At 71.1% G+C, this 14666-nt stretch carries 16 protein-coding genes; 5 read left to right on the top strand and 11 right to left on the bottom strand.

Annotated elements, in window-relative coordinates:
- Nucleotides 1-30: 30 nt before the first annotated feature.
- Entirely contained in the window at nucleotides 31-423 is a 393-nt protein-coding gene (locus tag ACQP0U_RS05625) for a cupin domain-containing protein (protein WP_433316369.1), read from the bottom strand.
- A gap of 252 nt (nucleotides 424-675) precedes the next feature.
- A complete protein-coding gene (locus ACQP0U_RS05620; RefSeq protein WP_433316367.1) occupies nucleotides 676-1554 on the bottom strand; it encodes a sulfotransferase domain-containing protein in 879 nt (292 codons plus the stop codon).
- 92 nt (nucleotides 1555-1646) lie between these two features.
- Between ACQP0U_RS05620 and ACQP0U_RS05615 the strand changes: the two genes are divergently transcribed.
- Nucleotides 1647-2714, top strand: a complete 1068-nt coding sequence (locus tag ACQP0U_RS05615; RefSeq protein WP_433316365.1) for a beta family protein — start codon at nucleotides 1647-1649, stop codon at nucleotides 2712-2714.
- A gap of 8 nt (nucleotides 2715-2722) precedes the next feature.
- On the opposite strand, the gene ACQP0U_RS05610 is transcribed toward ACQP0U_RS05615, so the two are convergent.
- Together ACQP0U_RS05610 and ACQP0U_RS05605 are read right to left on the bottom strand one after the other, a co-directional pair.
- The gene (locus ACQP0U_RS05610; protein ID WP_387167547.1) at nucleotides 2723-3004 is read right to left on the bottom strand and encodes an adhesin; all 282 of its coding nucleotides are present in this window, start codon (nucleotides 3002-3004) and stop codon (nucleotides 2723-2725) included.
- A gap of 192 nt (nucleotides 3005-3196) precedes the next feature.
- Nucleotides 3197-4270, bottom strand: coding sequence for an NAD(P)-binding domain-containing protein (locus ACQP0U_RS05605; RefSeq protein ID WP_433316364.1), 1074 nt, complete (start codon nucleotides 4268-4270; stop codon nucleotides 3197-3199).
- 109 nt (nucleotides 4271-4379) lie between these two features.
- On the opposite strand from ACQP0U_RS05605, the gene ACQP0U_RS05600 reads away from it, so the two are divergent.
- On the top strand, nucleotides 4380-5096 hold the full coding sequence (locus ACQP0U_RS05600) for an MIP/aquaporin family protein (RefSeq protein ID WP_433316362.1): 717 nt from the start codon (nucleotides 4380-4382) through the stop codon (nucleotides 5094-5096).
- Between the two features lie 66 nt (nucleotides 5097-5162).
- Nucleotides 5163-6746: a D-alanyl-D-alanine carboxypeptidase/D-alanyl-D-alanine endopeptidase gene (gene dacB, locus ACQP0U_RS05595; protein WP_433316360.1), complete on the top strand. Its 1584-nt coding sequence runs from the start codon at nucleotides 5163-5165 to the stop codon at nucleotides 6744-6746.
- Between the two features lie 45 nt (nucleotides 6747-6791).
- Here dacB and ACQP0U_RS05590 read toward each other — a convergent pair whose 3' ends face one another.
- The 3 genes from ACQP0U_RS05590 to ACQP0U_RS05580 all read right to left on the bottom strand — a co-directional run bounded on the left by ACQP0U_RS05590 (nucleotide 6792) and on the right by ACQP0U_RS05580 (nucleotide 8973).
- A complete protein-coding gene (locus ACQP0U_RS05590) occupies nucleotides 6792-7121 on the bottom strand; it encodes a hypothetical protein (protein WP_433316357.1) in 330 nt (109 codons plus the stop codon).
- 117 nt (nucleotides 7122-7238) lie between these two features.
- Nucleotides 7239-8222 carry a hypothetical protein gene (locus ACQP0U_RS05585; protein WP_433316355.1) on the bottom strand — a complete coding sequence of 328 codons (984 nt, stop codon included), beginning with the start codon at nucleotides 8220-8222 and terminating at the stop codon, nucleotides 7239-7241.
- A gap of 157 nt (nucleotides 8223-8379) precedes the next feature.
- Complete coding sequence (locus tag ACQP0U_RS05580; RefSeq protein WP_433316353.1) at nucleotides 8380-8973, bottom strand: pentapeptide repeat-containing protein; 594 nt, start codon at nucleotides 8971-8973, stop codon at nucleotides 8380-8382.
- Nucleotides 8974-9069: 96 nt separating this feature from the next.
- Here ACQP0U_RS05580 and ACQP0U_RS05575 point away from each other — a divergent pair, with 96 nt between their 5' ends.
- Nucleotides 9070-10302 carry a serine hydrolase domain-containing protein gene (locus ACQP0U_RS05575; RefSeq protein WP_433316351.1) on the top strand — a complete coding sequence of 411 codons (1233 nt, stop codon included), beginning with the start codon at nucleotides 9070-9072 and terminating at the stop codon, nucleotides 10300-10302.
- 36 nt (nucleotides 10303-10338) lie between these two features.
- On the opposite strand, the gene ACQP0U_RS05570 is transcribed toward ACQP0U_RS05575, so the two are convergent.
- Entirely contained in the window at nucleotides 10339-10803 is a 465-nt protein-coding gene (locus ACQP0U_RS05570) for a PPOX class F420-dependent oxidoreductase (protein ID WP_433316349.1), read from the bottom strand.
- Between the two features lie 42 nt (nucleotides 10804-10845).
- On the bottom strand, nucleotides 10846-11484 hold the full coding sequence (locus ACQP0U_RS05565; protein ID WP_433316347.1) for a DUF6642 family protein: 639 nt from the start codon (nucleotides 11482-11484) through the stop codon (nucleotides 10846-10848).
- Nucleotides 11485-11789: 305 nt separating this feature from the next.
- Between ACQP0U_RS05565 and ACQP0U_RS05560 the strand changes: the two genes are divergently transcribed.
- Nucleotides 11790-12569 carry a D-Ala-D-Ala carboxypeptidase family metallohydrolase gene (locus ACQP0U_RS05560; protein ID WP_433316345.1) on the top strand — a complete coding sequence of 260 codons (780 nt, stop codon included), beginning with the start codon at nucleotides 11790-11792 and terminating at the stop codon, nucleotides 12567-12569.
- Between the two features lie 101 nt (nucleotides 12570-12670).
- Here the strand turns inward: ACQP0U_RS05560 and ACQP0U_RS05555 are convergent, their stop codons facing one another.
- Together ACQP0U_RS05555 and ACQP0U_RS05550 are read right to left on the bottom strand one after the other, a co-directional pair.
- Nucleotides 12671-13024: a hypothetical protein gene (locus ACQP0U_RS05555; protein ID WP_433316344.1), complete on the bottom strand. Its 354-nt coding sequence runs from the start codon at nucleotides 13022-13024 to the stop codon at nucleotides 12671-12673.
- A 145-nt stretch (nucleotides 13025-13169) separates the two neighbouring features.
- Entirely contained in the window at nucleotides 13170-14594 is a 1425-nt protein-coding gene (locus tag ACQP0U_RS05550; RefSeq protein WP_433316342.1) for an ATP-binding protein, read from the bottom strand.
- Nucleotides 14595-14666: the final 72 nt, after the last annotated feature.

The following is a 14666-nucleotide window of genomic DNA, read 5'->3' as shown; positions in this document are numbered from 1 at the left end:
CCCGCATCGGCCCGGATCAGGCAGGACGGATCACGCGGACGGTGGCTCGTCCTTGCCTGCCGCCTCGGCCGCGTCGGCCTGCTTCTTGGTCTTGTGTACGGCCTTGTCGGCGTGCTCCGGCGGCCCGTAGACCGTGTACAGCACGAGCGGGTTGGGGCCGGTGTTGACGAAGTTGTGCTTGATGCCCGCCGGCACCACGACCAGGTCGCCCGCGACGACCTTCCTCGTGTTGCCGCCGACCCGTGCCTCGCCGACGCCGCTCACGAAGGTCAGGATCTGGTCGGTGTCCTCGTGCACCTCCTCGCCGATCTCCCCATCGGCGGGGATGGTCATGATGACCAGCTGGGTGTGCTCACCGGTCCACAGCACCCGCCGGAAATCCGGGCTCTTCTCCGCGACAGTCGCGATAGTGAAATGCTCCATGTCCACGCTCATACCCCGTCCGGCGGCGCGCCACGCCGAGACTCGCGGATGGTGGAATTTCCCACGGTCAAGGGGTTTGGAACGGAACCCGACGGGGATCATCCCACTCGACCGGCGCAAACGGCCGGTCGAGCCAGGTCCCCGCCGGCGTACCGCCGAACGGCTGCGATGGTGGGAGACGGCCAGAGCGCGGCGACGTTCCGACACTGTCGAGCGGCGCCGCGCGCTCTGCGTGCGCCAGCGGTCGCTCGACTAGCGGTGCAGCCAGGTGAGCAGGTCGGGCGGCGCCAGGTTCGCCGCCCTCGCCTCGTAGCGGGCAAGACCGGGCTCATTCAGCAGGTCGCGGCCCTGACCTGAGCCTCCCCGGCGGAAGAACGCCTGGCGGTCACGCAGCACGCCGAGCGTGTCCGGTGCGAGCCGGTCGGCGTGCTCCCGCATGCGACCGAAGGTGGCCGCCTCGATCAGCTCCGGCCCCGGTGCGGGGAGCCCCCACCGGTCGGCGAGCCGGCGCATCTCACCGCCCAGATCGGCCAGCAGGTCGTCGTAGTGCACCAGCTCGACGTTCGGCTCCTGCCGGCGGGCCCACGCGTCAGACAGGTGCATCAGCACCCCGGGCAGCGAATCCAGCTCGACGCGGGGGTCCACCTCCCGGTCGACCCAGCTCCGCAACCACTCCCGCACCGGAGGCCGTTCTGGGGGCGGGCCGACCGGGGCGGGCTGACCGGTCAGCTCGGCGAAGCGCGACCGGTCCAGGTTGGCGGCCTGGTGGTAGAGGGAGACCGCCATGTCCAGCGGGTGCCGGGCCACCACCACGTAGTGCACCCGAGGGTCGAGCGGCACCCCGTCCAGCGGGGTGTGCGTCTTGATGAACCGCCGGTGCGGCTGGGCGGCCAGCCGGTCGTACACCGTGTCCCGTGGCTCGACCAGCCAGTCCAGCCACGGCGACAGCACGGTCAGCGGCGCCGGCAGCTCCGGGGTGCCCAGCACCAGGAGCGCGCAGATCATCTGCATCCAGGTGGTGCCGCTCTTGGACCTGGTGCTGATCACGATGTCGCCGTCGCGGAACGGGAAACCGGTCCACCGTGCGCTGTCCTCGTCGTCGGATCGGTAACGGTGAACCGGTGTGGGCATCCGGGGGATGGTAGTCGCCGAACCGACAGCCGGGCAGCCGAATTCCGACTCACATCCCTGTGGCATATGCGCATGCCTGGCTAGATTGAAGTATGGTGCCCGCCCACGGGGGCCGGGCGGCCGCACCGGTCTACCGCCCCATCCTCGCCAACCGACGGGGCGAGCTTGAGGCCCTGAGCCACCTCGATCCCGCCCACGCCGCACTCGTCGCCCCGGTCCTGGAGATCGGCACGATCGACAGGTCCACGATGGACACGATTCGTCGGCTGCCGTCCGGGCTGGTGCCCGCCGTCGACGTCGGCGCGCTGCCCGACATCCCCGAGGCGGAGCTGACCCGCTGGGGCGTACCAGTGGTGCCGGTCATCGGGCTCGCGGAGAGCGACCACCGGCTGGTGGCGCACGGCGCGGCGGCCCGGGCGTACGGCAGGCGCGCGCTCGTTCGGCTACGGGCCGGCCAGGACCGGGCCGGACCGGACGCGAGCACCACCGCCGTGGAACGGATCTGGCGCTTCACCGACCTCGCCCCGGAGGAGTGCGACCTGCTGGTGGACGCGGGGGACGTGTGCTGCCCGGCGGACGTGCGGACCGCCGAGCCCCGGGTACGCCACCTGCTGGACTGGGCGCGCCGACACGCCTGGCGGTCGGTGACGGTGGCGGCGGGCGGCATGCCACCGACGCTGTCCCGGTTGCCCACCGACGAGCCGGTCCAGCTGGACCGTTGGGACTGGCAGCTGTGGCGACGACTTGCCGACGCCGGGGTCGACTACGGCGACTACGGCGTCCACCCGGCGGGGCCGGGCACCGGTGACCCCGGCGACCGTTTGCCGACCGTGCGATACACCGACGACGGCAGTTGGTGGGTCTACCGCTGGGCGCGACGTGGCGGCCGGGGCGACGACCGGTTCGCCGACCTGTGTCGCACGCTGGTGTCGGCACCACATTGGCCAGCCACCGGGGCGGCCTTCTCCTGGGGTGACCACGAGCTGCTGCGCCGGGCCCGCAGAGGCGCCGGCGCCGGCTCGACCGCCAACTGGGCGGCGTGGAGCACCTCGCACCACCTGGCCCACGTGCTCACCACGCTGTTGCACCCGGCCGGCGACGGCGCGCCGAGGTGGCATCCCGGGCAGGGTCCACCGCAGCGAGGGCGATCGCTGCGGTGAGGCCCTGTCTACTGCTTCTCGGTGAAGCCGAACTGGATGATGCCCTCGTCGTCGACGGTGGCGTCCACCGACGCGTCACCGAGCAACTCGGCGGCGTCCTCGTCCAGGAAGATGCGGGCGCCCTGGTTGTCGACCACACGATCGCCCTGCACCGGCTCGGGCACCAACTCGACGGTCAGCGAGCCGGCCTCGGTGTCCGCGGCGATCCGCACGCCGCCGTCCTCGGCGACGTCCTGCTGGTTGGCGAGGTCACGAATGACGAGCACGGCGTTATCGGTCATGGTGAGCATTGATGGAACTCCTCGTGGATTCTCGGCTCGCGGTCGGATACCGCGCGGACCGGACAGTCGGCCCGCGTACGAGCACACGTGGGAGGCGACAGAGGTGCGAACGGACGTCGCCGTCGCATCGGATCAGGGCAGCTGACGGCCCCGTCACACCCACCGTGCCCGCTGGCGGAGCATCCGTCAAATAGAGCCAGGTCAGTGGAGAACGGCGGCCGGGGCCAGCCGGGCGCGAATCTCGTTGACCGCCGCGCGGCCAGCCCGGTTGGCCCCGATCGTGCTGGCCGACGGGCCGTACCCGACCAGGTGAACCCGCGCGTCGGCGACCACCCGGGTGCCGTCCATCGTGATACCGCCGCCCGGCGCTCGCAGCCCCAACGGGGCGAGATGATCGATGGCCGCCCGGAAGCCGGTGCACCAGAGAATCACGTCCGCCGGCACGAACCGCCCGTCCGTCCAGGCCACCCCGTCGGGTGTGATCCGGTCGAACACGGGTAGCCGGTCGAGGACGCCGCGCTCGCGCAGTCGGCGTACCTCCGGGGTGACCGGCAGCCCGGTCACGCCGACCACGCTGCCCGGCGGTCGGCCGGCCCGGACCGCCTCGTCCACCCGGGCCACGGCGGCGCGACCCAGCTCCGGGCCGAACTCCTCGTCGTTGAATGTCGGCGGTCGGCGGGTCACCCAGGTGGTGGCCGCCGCGACTGTGGAGACCTCGCCGAGCAGCTGTACGGCCGAGGTGCCGCCACCGACCACCACCACGCGCAGGCCGGCGAACTCGGCCGGTCCCCGATAGTCGGCGGTGTGCAACTGCCGTCCCCGGAACGTCGACCGGCCCGGGTAGTGCGGCCAGAACGGTCGCGTCCAGGTGCCGGTGGCGTTGATCAGGGCCCGGGCGGTCCAGGTGCCGCGGTCGGTGTGCACATCCAGCCGTCCGTCCGGGCGGGAGCGCACCGCCCGGACCCGCACCGGCCGTCGCACCGGCAGGTCGAAGGCCCTCTCGTACGCGGCGAAGTAGGCGCTGACCTGCTCGGACGCCGGGCGTTGTGGCTCGGCGGGCGGGAGCGGCAGCCCGGGCAGGTCATGGAAGCCGTGCACCCGGTCGAAGACCAGCGTCGGCCAGCGGTGCTGCCAGGCGCCACCGGGCCCGTTGTCGGCGTCGAGGATGACGAAGCCGCTGCCTGGCGCGAACCCGGTGCGGTGCAGGTGATAGCCGGCGCTCAGGCCGGCCTGCCCGGCGCCGATGACAACGACGTCCGCAGAGTGGGTGTCCACCCCTCAAGCAACGCGACGGACGTCGCCGCTGTGCCCGCCTCCGACCGTCGCGCCGATCACAGACGGCGATTCCGGCTTCGACCACCTGACCTGCAATTACGCTGAGTGAATGAGCGACTTCCGTCGGTACGCGTCCGAACTCCTCGGCACCCTGCTGCTGGTGTTCTTCGGTGTGGGCAGCGCGGTCGCCGCACGGGTCCAGGGCGGCGTGGTGGTGGTGGCGCTGGCCTTCGGGTTCGTCATGGTGGCCCTCGTCTACACGATCGGCCCACTCTCCGGCAGCCACGTCAACCCAGCGGTGACGCTCGGCGTGCTGCTCTCCGGAAAAATCTCGGTGCTCGGGGCGGTGGCGTACTGGATCGCGCAGTTCGTCGGCGCGACCGTCGCGGGCTTCATACTCTGGGCGCTCACCCGATGGGGTGACGTCGCGGACCAGACCGGGGCCCTGGGCACGAACGGCTACGGCGCGCACATCAACCGGGGTGGCGCAGCCGTGCTGGAAGTCGTGCTGACGTTCCTCTTCGTGCTGGTCGTGCTGGTGGTGACCAGTCGGAGCGAGAACCCGGGCACCGCCGGGCTGGCCATCGGGTTGGCCCTCGCCGCCACCCAACTGGTGGGCGTGACGCTGACCGGCGCGGCGGTCAACCCGGCTCGCGCGTTCGGCCCGGCGGTCTTCGAGGGCGGTGCGGCCCTGCGGCAGCTCTGGGTGTTCATCGTCTTCCCACTGCTCGGCGGGGCGCTCGCCGCGCTCGTCGCACCGATGGTCATGGGTGCGCAGCGGCACTACTGGGGTGGTCACGAGAAGTCGGTGGGCGGGCCGAAGTAGCCCAGACGGCAATATCTTTCGCCTGAGGGCCTTCTCCGGCGAATATCTCCGTGACAGCATCAGCGGATGCATCGCCGTCACTTTCCCCGGGCCCTCGCGCTGCTCGCTCTGGTCGCCACCGCGGCCACCGCCGGCGCGCCCGGTGCCACGGCCGAGTCGCCCACCCCCGCGACAACCCAGCTCCGCGCCACCATCGACACGATCCTCGCCGACACCCGGCTGAGCGGCGCGCAGGCGTCCGTGGTCGTGGTCGACACCAGCACGGGACAGACGCTCTACGACCGCAACGGTGACCGACGGCTGGTGCCGGCCTCCAACACCAAGCTGCTGACCTCGACAGCGGCCCTTGAGCTGCTCGGCCCGGGCCACCGCTTCAGCACCGACGTGAGCGCCAGCGGCAAGCGCCGCGCGGGCCTGCTCTCCGGCAACCTCTACCTGCACGGCGGTGGCGACCCGACCATGCTCGCCGCCGACTACGACGCGCTCGCCGCGCAGGTCGCCGCCGACGGCGTGCGGGTGGTCACCGGAAACCTGGTAGCCGACGACACCCGCTACGACCGCACGCGACTCGGCCCCGACTGGACCTGGGACGACGAGCCGTACTACTACGCCGCCCAGGTCTCCGCGCTGACCGTCGCCCCGGACACCGACTACGACGCGGGCACCGTGATCGTGCACGCCGCGCCGGGCAACCGGGCCGGCGCCCCGCCGGTGGTCACCACCACCCCACCCACCGGGTACGTCCGCATCGACAACCGCGCCCAGACCGTCAGCGACGGCGAGACCTCCATCTCGATCGAGCGCGAGCATGGCGGCAACACCGTCGTGGTGACAGGTCAGATCTCCGTCGGCGACGAGCCCGCCAGCGACTGGGTCACCGTCTGGGAACCCACCGGCTACGCGGCGGACGTGTTCCGGACGGCGCTGCACCGGCACGGCGTCCGGGTGCTCGGCCGGACCGTGCTCGGCCAGCCCACCCCGGAGGCGGCTCACCCGGTCGCGCGACACGACTCGATGAGCCTGGGCGAGCTGATGACGCCATTCCTCAAGCTGTCGAACAACGGGCACGCCGAGGTGTTGACCAAGGAGATTGGTCGGGTGCTCTCCGGCTCGGGCACCTGGACGGCCGGACTCACCGCGATCAGCGAGTACGTGGCCGACACCGGAATGGACACCGGGAGGCTGCGTCAGCGTGACGGCTCGGGCTTGTCCCGGCGCAACCTGGTCCCGTCGGCGGAGTTCGTCGACCTGCTGAGCGCCGTCCGCGCCGAACCGTGGTTCGCCACCTGGTACGCGGCGCTGCCGATCGCCGGCCAGCCCGAGCGGTTCGTGGGCGGCACCCTGCGCAGCCGGATGGCCGGCACGCCGGCGGCGGGCAACGTGCACGCCAAGACCGGCAGCCTGACCGGTGTCTCCGGGCTCTCCGGCTACGTCACCAGCGCCGACGGTCGACTGCTGGCGTTCTCCATCCTGCTGAACAACTACCTGACGGCGTCGGTGAAGTCGCTGGAGGACCAGATCGCCGTGGCGCTGGCCGGCTTCCGCGAGGGTGGCGCGTCGACGGCACGGGTGGCACCTCCGGCGGTTCCGGAGACACCGCGTACCCCGGAGGGCGTCGAATGCTCCTGGGTCAAACCGATCACCTGCTGAGGGGCGGCCGGGAGGCGCCGACGCGCCTCCCGGCCCGGCGAGCGCTCAGGCCGGACGGTCCGGTGGGGGGACCACCGCCGTCGGGTCACCACGCTCGATGAGCGCGGCGATCTCAGCGGCCCGCAGCCCGCGCAGCGCCAGCACCCGTGTGCCCCAGCGGTGCAGGCGGCACGGGTGCGGGCTGGCATCGTTGCGGCAGACCACACCCCCGGACCACCGCCGGGGGGCGTGCACCACCACCGCCCGTACGGCGAACTGGGTGTCCTCGCCCGTCACGTACGGCGGTAGGGGGATGTCGCGAAGAACCTCCCCGGACGCTTCACCGGTGCCGGACGAAGCGGCACGACGGGCGCGGTGGGCGGTGCTGCTACTCATCTCCGCTGCCTCCACACTGGATGGTCGGATGGGGACAGCAGAAAGTTACGACGCAATCGACGGTCCGCGACGGACAAACTGTCCCGCCGCGGGTCCGCGCAGCGATCGGTCAGTCAGTCAGCGCACCGTCACGGCCTGGAGGCCGACGTTGCCGCAGTGCGACGTGAAGGCCTTCTCGACGGTCCAGGTCAGCAGCAGTCGGGCGCCCTTCGGCAACGTGAAGCGGATGGTGAACTGGGCACTCTGACTGGTGTAGGGGTCTTCCAGCCGAACGGTGCTGGCTGGCCCACCTGTGGACAGCCGCGCCTCCAGTCGCCCCCGGGCCATCCAGATGCCGCCGTAGAGCTGGACCGTGCGCGGCTCGCCGCTGCCGGCGACGGCGAGGCTGAACCCGTTCCCGGCACCGCAGGTGTAGACGCCGTTGGAGCTGCCGTCCGTCGACCGCTCCGGGGTGCCGTCGGACCAGCGCACGTACTCCTGGTTGCCGTCCCAGCCGACCCGTCTGCCGGCGCCACCCCCGTCGATGATCTCGCCGGAGCCGGAGCGCTTGCGGACCGTCGACCTGCCGCCACGCTCCCCCCAGTGCATCCAGTCCCTGGTGCCCACGGCGGTGAGGTCGACGGCGGCGGGCATCTCCCCCCGGCTCACCGACAGCGCAGGCGGACCGGGCCTGGCCGGCGGCGGGGCGGGCGCGCTGGCCGACGGCGTCGGGTCCGGCGAGGGTGGGCGCTGGCGCGGACGCAGGCCGGGCGTCGCCGGCCCCGCCTCACCGGTGCGCCCCTCGGCGGCCGGGAGACCCGGGGAACGGGCCGCGCCGGCGGGCACGCCGCCCGGACCCGCCTGGTCGTCTTCCGGCTCGGGACCGCCCCGGGTGCTGAGGTACGAGACCAACACCACCAGGAAGACGAGTACGGCGACACCCTCCACCGCCCAGCGTCGCCGCTGTCGGGCGCGGCGCAACACGCTCCGGGTCGCCCCGGCGGCAATGGCACGCGGACGGTGCCTCGGCGGCGCGTCGCCAGCCTTCGAACCAGCCCGCGTGCGGTCTTCGTCCGCCACCGACCCCTCCAACTCCACCGCCCGGCCGTCATGGACCACCACGGACCACACAGTCCACTGTGGGCCGTTTCACGTTTACACGGGCGTGGACGACACGCTAGATCCGGACTGCCGGACGTGTCCAGCCCACAACGGGACGGTGTCGGACAACCCGGCCCGCCCGCACGGACACTTCAGCAGACCACAGGCACCTTCCGCGTCAGCCGATCCGGAAGCCGAGCAGTTGCGCGATGACCACGGCCTGCTCGACGTCGATGATGGCACCGGCCCGTTCGACGATCGTCGGATCCAGCGCGGTGAGATCGCTGCCCCGCAGGTCGGCGCCACCGAGCCGGACGTTTGCCAACTGCGCGCCGGAAAGATCGACACCAGTGACGGTAGCACCGGTGAGGTTGGCTCTGGTGAGGTCCACCTCGCGCATGCGCACCCCGGTCAGCCGAACGCCACGCAGATCGGCGCCGGGCAGCGCCGCGAAGGACCAGTCGCCGCCGTCCACCGTCAACGGACGCAGATCGCACTCGCTGAAGGTGCTGCCGACCAGCTTGCAGCCGGTGAACTCGGCCTCGAAGAAGTTGCAGCGCCGAAAGACGCAACGGGTGAAGGCGGAGTCGACATGTCGGGAGGCGTTGAACGCCACGTTGCCGAATGTGCACCCGGTGAAGACCGCGCCTCTGCTCACCGCCTCGGTCAGGTCCACCCCGAAGAACTCGCAACCCACGAAGTGCCTGTCGGTCAGCTCCTCGCCGTACCAGTCCTCGTCGCGGAAGGTCACGTCCTCGGTCAACTCGGGCATCCGGCCAGGCTAGTGGGCGCCGCCGACAGCCGACCGCCGGCGGGACGGTGCCGGCCCCCTTCCGGTGTCGGCGTACCGCCGAGTAGGTTCGGCGACGTGAGTGTTGCTCGGAGCAAGGACCCGGATCAGATCGGTTTCGACCCGGCGCGACTGGCGCGGATCGACGAGCACTTCGGCCGGTACGTCGACGACGGCCGACTGGCCGGCTGGCAGGTGGTGGTCACCCGTCGCGGCGAGGTGGCGCACTCCTCGACGTACGGGCTGCGGGACCGGGAGTCGGGCGCGCCCGTCGAGGCCGACACGCTCTGGCGGATCTACTCGATGACCAAGCCGGTCACCTCGGTCGCGGCGATGATGCTGTGGGAGGAGGGCCGGTTCGAGCTGACCGACGAGATCAGCCGCTGGCTGCCCGAGTTCGCCGATCTACGGGTCTACTCCAAGGGGTCGGCGCTCAAGCCGTACACAGTGCCGGCGGTCGAGCCGATCCGGGTCTGGCACCTGCTCACCCACACGGCCGGCCTGACGTACGGCTTCATGCAGACCTCGGTGGTCGACGGGCTCTACCGGGCCGCCGGCTACGACCTGTACCCCCCGGCGGACGTCGACCTGGCCGGTGCCTGCGCGGCCTTCGGCGAGTTGCCGCTGCTGTTCCAGCCCGGCTCGGCGTGGGGTTACTCCGTCGCCACCGACGTGCTCGGCCGGCTCGTCGAGGTGATCTCCGGGCAGAGCCTCGACACGTTCTTCGTCGACCGGATCTTCGGCCCGCTGGGCATGACCGACACCCGCTGGTGGGTGGAGGGCGACGAGGCCGACCGGCTGGCCGCGCTCTACGTACCCGAACCGCGCAGCGGCCGGGCCGTCCGCTACGACAGCCTCGGGTCGCTGGCGCTCAGCAAGCCGGCGCTGCTCTCCGGCGGCGGCGGGCTGATCTCCAGTGCCGCCGACTACCACCGCTTCACCCAGTTACTGCTGCGCGGCGGCGAGTTGGACGGCGTCCGGCTGCTCGGGCCGCGCACGGTGCGGTTCATGACCCGCAACCATCTGCCCGGCGGTCAGGACCTGGGCACCCTCTCCACCGGCGGCTTCGCCGAGACAACCCTGGACGGGATCGGCTTCGGCCTCGGCTTCGCGGTGGTCGACGACCCGATCCCCAGCCGGGTGCCGAGCAGCGTCGGCGAGTACTACTGGGGCGGGGTGGCCAGCACCGCGTTCTGGGTCGACCCGGCCGAGGAGGTCACCGCGCTGCTGTTCACGCAGCTGATGCCGTCGAGCACCTACCCGCTCCGCTCCCAACTGCGCCAACTCGTCTACGCCGCCCTGGTCGACTGACCGCCCCTCCGGTGGCGGGGGGTCAGCGGGACGGGGTCAGTCGGCGAGGCGGGCGGGGAAGCCGCCGGTGGCGATGGGGCCCCAGGCGTCGATGGTGACGCGGATCAGCGACTTGCCCTGGCGGACCATGGCCGCCCGGTAGTCGTCCCAGTCCGGGTGCTCGCCGGAGATGCTGCGGAAGTACTCGACGAGCGGCTCCAGAGCCTCGGGCAGGTCCAGCACCTCGGCGGTGCCGTCGATCTGCACCCAGGGGCCGTTCCAGTCGTCACTGAGCACGCAGGCCGACACCCGGGGGTCGCGGCGGAGGTTTGTCACCTTGGCCCGCTCGGGGTAGGTGGAGACGACCAGCCGGCCCTGCCCGTCGACTCCGGCGGAGACCGGGGAGGACTGCGGGCGTCCGTCGGCCCGGGTGGTCATCAGCAGGACGCGGTGTCGCGGCCGGAGGAAGTCGAGCAGGCTGTCCCGGTCGACCCGGGTGTTCCTTGCGATGCTGCGCGCCATCCCCCGTTCCTACCAGGGCGGGGACGCAGCGGCGGCGGCGGGTCAGTGGGGTCGGGCCGCAGAGCCGTGCACGGCCTGGGTGGGCACCCGGGGGCGGCCGGACGGACGCCAGGCCCGACCGTTGGCGTAGATCACCCGGAAACCGAGGTACGACGCGAGCGGCGCCCAGTGGGCGGAGCCCATCCGCAGCTCGGCGGCATTGTGCCGCTGGCCGTTGGCGAGCACGTCGAGCAGCACGGTTTCGAAGGCCGCCGACTCGACCCAGTCGACTTCTCGGGTGAAACCGCAGATCAGAGCGGCTCCGGTGACCTCCAGGAACTCGCGCAGCACCGCGTCCGAGGCGCGCAGCACCGAGCAGCTGCCGAAATAGAGCCGCCGGCCCTCGGCGCGGCCGGCCATCAGGTCGGCCACCTCGTTCAACTCCACTGACTGCCAGTCGGTGAGGCAGAGCCGACTCGGCTCGCCGTGCATGGCGAAGAAGCCGACCCGGTGGTCGGCGTACTGCTTGAGCAGCCAACGGTCCAGAAAGTAGAACAACTCGTCGCGGGTGGCCGCGTCCTTGTGGATGAAGCGGATCTTGCCCAGCCGCTCCAGCAGCTCCAGCGTGGGCAGCACCGAGCCCCGCTCGTTGAGGTCACGGTGCCACTGACCCTCGACACAGAAGACGCCACCGCGTGCCACGCGCACCTCCGCCAGTCCGCAGCCCGGGGCTGACGTTACCGGCCGCCATCGCTCCGGGAACATCACCCTCCGTGTGACAGATTGCGACGTTCGGTGTGCTTGACCGCAGGAGGGGCCGATCGGCAGGAAATGGCTGTTTCGCAAATCAGCCGAATTCCCAGGCAATACCCAGGGACAGCGGATTGTGAGCACAATTCTCGTTAACCACCTCCAAAGGCACGGATCAGTGCGAGGGTGGAAATCACGGGACTTCTCGGTCGATGTCCTGGAGCCACCCCATTCGCTCTCCTATCGGGAGGACTTCTGTGCGCGTAAACACCTTGAAGCGTGCCGCCGTCGCATTCGCCCTGGCACTGCCCGGGGCCGCGATCGCCACGGTGATCGCCGCACCGGCGGCGCATGCGGACGGCTGTTACACCTGGAACCGCACCCTGTCCCAAGGGCGCTCCGGCGACGACGTCCGCCAGTTGCAGATCCGGGTCGCCGGGTGGGCCGGCTACCGGGACATCGTGGAGAACGACGGCCGCTACGGGCCGAAGACCGCCGCCGCGGTCAAGCGGTTCCAGCAGGCGTACGGGCTGCGCGCCGACGGTATCGCCGGCCCGCAGACCTTCGCCAAGCTCTACCAGCTCCAGGACAACGACTGCACGCCCGCGCACTTCAGCTTCAACGAACTGGACAACGGGTGCGGCGGCAGCGGGTACAGCGGCGGCCCGCTGTCGGCGAGCCAGACCAAGCAGAACGCGCTGCGCACCATGTGGAAGCTGGAGGCGCTGCGCAAGGGCCTCGGCGACAAGCCACTCAACGTGTCCAGCGGTTTCCGCAGTCGCGCCTGCAACAACCAGGTCGGCGGCGCGTCCGACAGCCAACACCTGTACGGCAACGCGGCAGACGTGACCTCACGGACGTCCTCGCTGTGCCAGATCGCCCGCGGCGCCCGCAACAACGGCTTCAGTGGGATCTACGGGCCGGGCTACCCGGACCACGACGACCACGTGCACGTCGACTCGCGTCGGGAGAACAACAGCGACAGCAGCTCGAACACGACAAGCTGGTCCGCCCCGGACTGCGGGGTCGGCAACTGAGCCACCCGCTCAGAGCGACGTCGGCCCGACGCGGAGGGGGGATCCTCGCGTCGGGCCGACGTCGTGTCGCCCCGGGTCTGGTGGGCGGAGGGGTAGCGCGCTCAGCTCGCCCGGGGCCAGCGCGGCGCGGTGACGGGGGGAGTCACCGGCCGGCCAGCAGGGGTGGGCCGTACCCCCTGGGGGACGACCCGCGCGGCCTGTTGCCGCGACGGCCCGGTAGCCGTGAACGGGAACGGCACGTGCACGAACGGATTGCCGTGCCGGATCAACGCCTCGATCTGCCGCTCGTTGAGCCCATGTGTCTCCAACACCCGTCGCCCCCAACGGTGCAGCCGGCACGGGTAGGAGGCGCCGTCGTTGCGGCACAGCGGCCCCGTGGGCCACTCCTCGGCGGTGTGCACGACCACCGCCCGGACCGCGAGCCGGACATCCTCCGGGGTCAACGGTGCCGGCATTGGCACCTCACCCAGTACCTGGTCGATGGGATCCGTCGACTGCTCACCAACTCGCACGGCAGGCCTCCCGCAGTTCGGCAGCGGTACGGCGGACCCACCGCACCGACATCCTCGGCCATGGGTACGGCGGACACCGGACGAAAGTTCAATTCCGGTACGCGGTAAGCAGATCCTCCGCCGACAGGACGCGGATGCCGTCGACGGCAGAGCCGCTGCGCGACACGGCAACGACCGGCACTGATTCGTCGGCGCCGGGGAGCCGAGAGCGGTGCAGGATCAGCCGGCCCAGGTCATGCGCGTCAAAGGGCCGGTTCTCCTGCCACTTGACCGAGCCGACGAAGCTGATGCTCCGAGCGACGGGCGCGCGATCGGCGCCGACTATGTCGATTTCCGGGTCGTTGGTCCGGGTCCAGTAACCGCCGATCATCGCCGCTTCTGCCGGCAGATGGTCACTGGGCAGCCGGCGCAGCGCCTCCCGGACGACAGGTTCGATGGCCCGGCCCCGCCAGGACGCCCACGACCTGTCGATCCGGTGCAGGGTCAGGTCGCCCCGCCCCCGCTCGATCTCGGAGAGGTGCGGCCCCAGGAACGACAGCCAGAAGCGCAGGTACGGGTCGGCCACCGTGTACCTGGTTTCCCGTGACGGCTTGGTCGACAGCGGAACGGTGACCTCCACGGCCCGCTTCTGGGTCAGCAGGCGCAGGGCGCGGTTCAGGGACGCCTGCGGAAGATCCCCTGCCGCACGGGAGATCAGCGAGAAGGTCCGTTCACCGGAGCCGATGGCCCGCAGCACCAGACCCGCCTGGGACTGGGGCGGGAACTCCGCCGCCAGCGCCCGCTCGCCGCTGACCAGCAGAGCAGAGGTCGGATCCCGTACCGCGTCGGTCAGATACTCGTGGACGGACGCACCGGTCGGCCACTCGTCGAGGATCAGCGGCAGACCACCGGACACCAGGTAGGCGTCGAACGCGTCGGCGGCGGACAGGCCGAGCATGTCGCTGACGTCGGCCGGGTTCAGCGGCGGAATGACCATCTCCGTGGCTCGCTGGTGGAACGGCCGGCCGTAGTCGTTGAGGGCTTCCATCATGGCCAGGTCAGATCCGACACAGATCAGCAGGACCGGTCGCCGGGACAACTCGCGATCGAAGACCTTCTGCAGCGTTCCTTCGAAGCCCGGGTCGCTCGCGATGAGGTACGGCATCTCGTCCAGGACGACGACGCTCGGCCGGTCGGACGGCAGCGCGGCGGCGAGCAGGGTCAGCGCGGCGTCCCAGGTCTGTGGTTGCTGTTCCCGGAGGATCTGTGCACCCGGCAGTGTCGAGGCGGCGGCCTCCTCCACGAAGAGGGCGAGTTCGGCGGCGGCGGTCGGCTGGGCTGAGGCGGTGAAGAAGAGGTACGGCACCTCGGCCCGCTCGATGAACTCCTCGACGAGTCGGGACTTGCCCACCCGTCGGCGACCGCGCATGAGCAGGGCGCGCCCCGGTCGACCAGCACGGCCACCTCGCTGCACCCGAGCGAGCATGCCGTCCAGGAGGTGGAGTTCACGGTCTCGTCCCACAAAGCCGTCCACGATCACTCCTGATACTACCAACTATGGAACAACCAAAAATGAGTGTATCCCAGTGGTGCTGGTAGGTGATCG

The organism is Micromonospora sp. CA-269861, assembly GCF_050948505.1.
Classification (GTDB): Bacteria; Actinomycetota; Actinomycetes; order Mycobacteriales; family Micromonosporaceae; genus Micromonospora.
The sequence above is the reverse complement of the archived record's forward strand: the minus strand, read 5'-3'. Positions and strand labels throughout refer to the sequence as shown.

What these genes read in the sequence shown, in the direction of transcription:
- ACQP0U_RS05555 (WP_433316344.1), bottom strand. Translation starts at nt 13,024, where the DNA reads ATGCCGGCACCGTTGACCCCGGAGGATGTCCGGCTCGCGGTCCGGGCG.
- ACQP0U_RS05620 (WP_433316367.1), bottom strand. Translation starts at nt 1,554, where the DNA reads ATGCCCACACCGGTTCACCGTTACCGATCCGACGACGAGGACAGCGCA.
- dacB (WP_433316360.1), top strand. Translation starts at nt 5,163, where the DNA reads ATGCATCGCCGTCACTTTCCCCGGGCCCTCGCGCTGCTCGCTCTGGTC.
- ACQP0U_RS05615 (WP_433316365.1), top strand. Translation starts at nt 1,647, where the DNA reads ATGGTGCCCGCCCACGGGGGCCGGGCGGCCGCACCGGTCTACCGCCCC.
- ACQP0U_RS05570 (WP_433316349.1), bottom strand. Translation starts at nt 10,803, where the DNA reads ATGGCGCGCAGCATCGCAAGGAACACCCGGGTCGACCGGGACAGCCTG.
- ACQP0U_RS05625 (WP_433316369.1), bottom strand. Translation starts at nt 423, where the DNA reads ATGGAGCATTTCACTATCGCGACTGTCGCGGAGAAGAGCCCGGATTTC.
- ACQP0U_RS05580 (WP_433316353.1), bottom strand. Translation starts at nt 8,973, where the DNA reads ATGCCCGAGTTGACCGAGGACGTGACCTTCCGCGACGAGGACTGGTAC.
- ACQP0U_RS05590 (WP_433316357.1), bottom strand. Translation starts at nt 7,121, where the DNA reads ATGAGTAGCAGCACCGCCCACCGCGCCCGTCGTGCCGCTTCGTCCGGC.
- ACQP0U_RS05610 (WP_387167547.1), bottom strand. Translation starts at nt 3,004, where the DNA reads ATGCTCACCATGACCGATAACGCCGTGCTCGTCATTCGTGACCTCGCC.
- ACQP0U_RS05600 (WP_433316362.1), top strand. Translation starts at nt 4,380, where the DNA reads ATGAGCGACTTCCGTCGGTACGCGTCCGAACTCCTCGGCACCCTGCTG.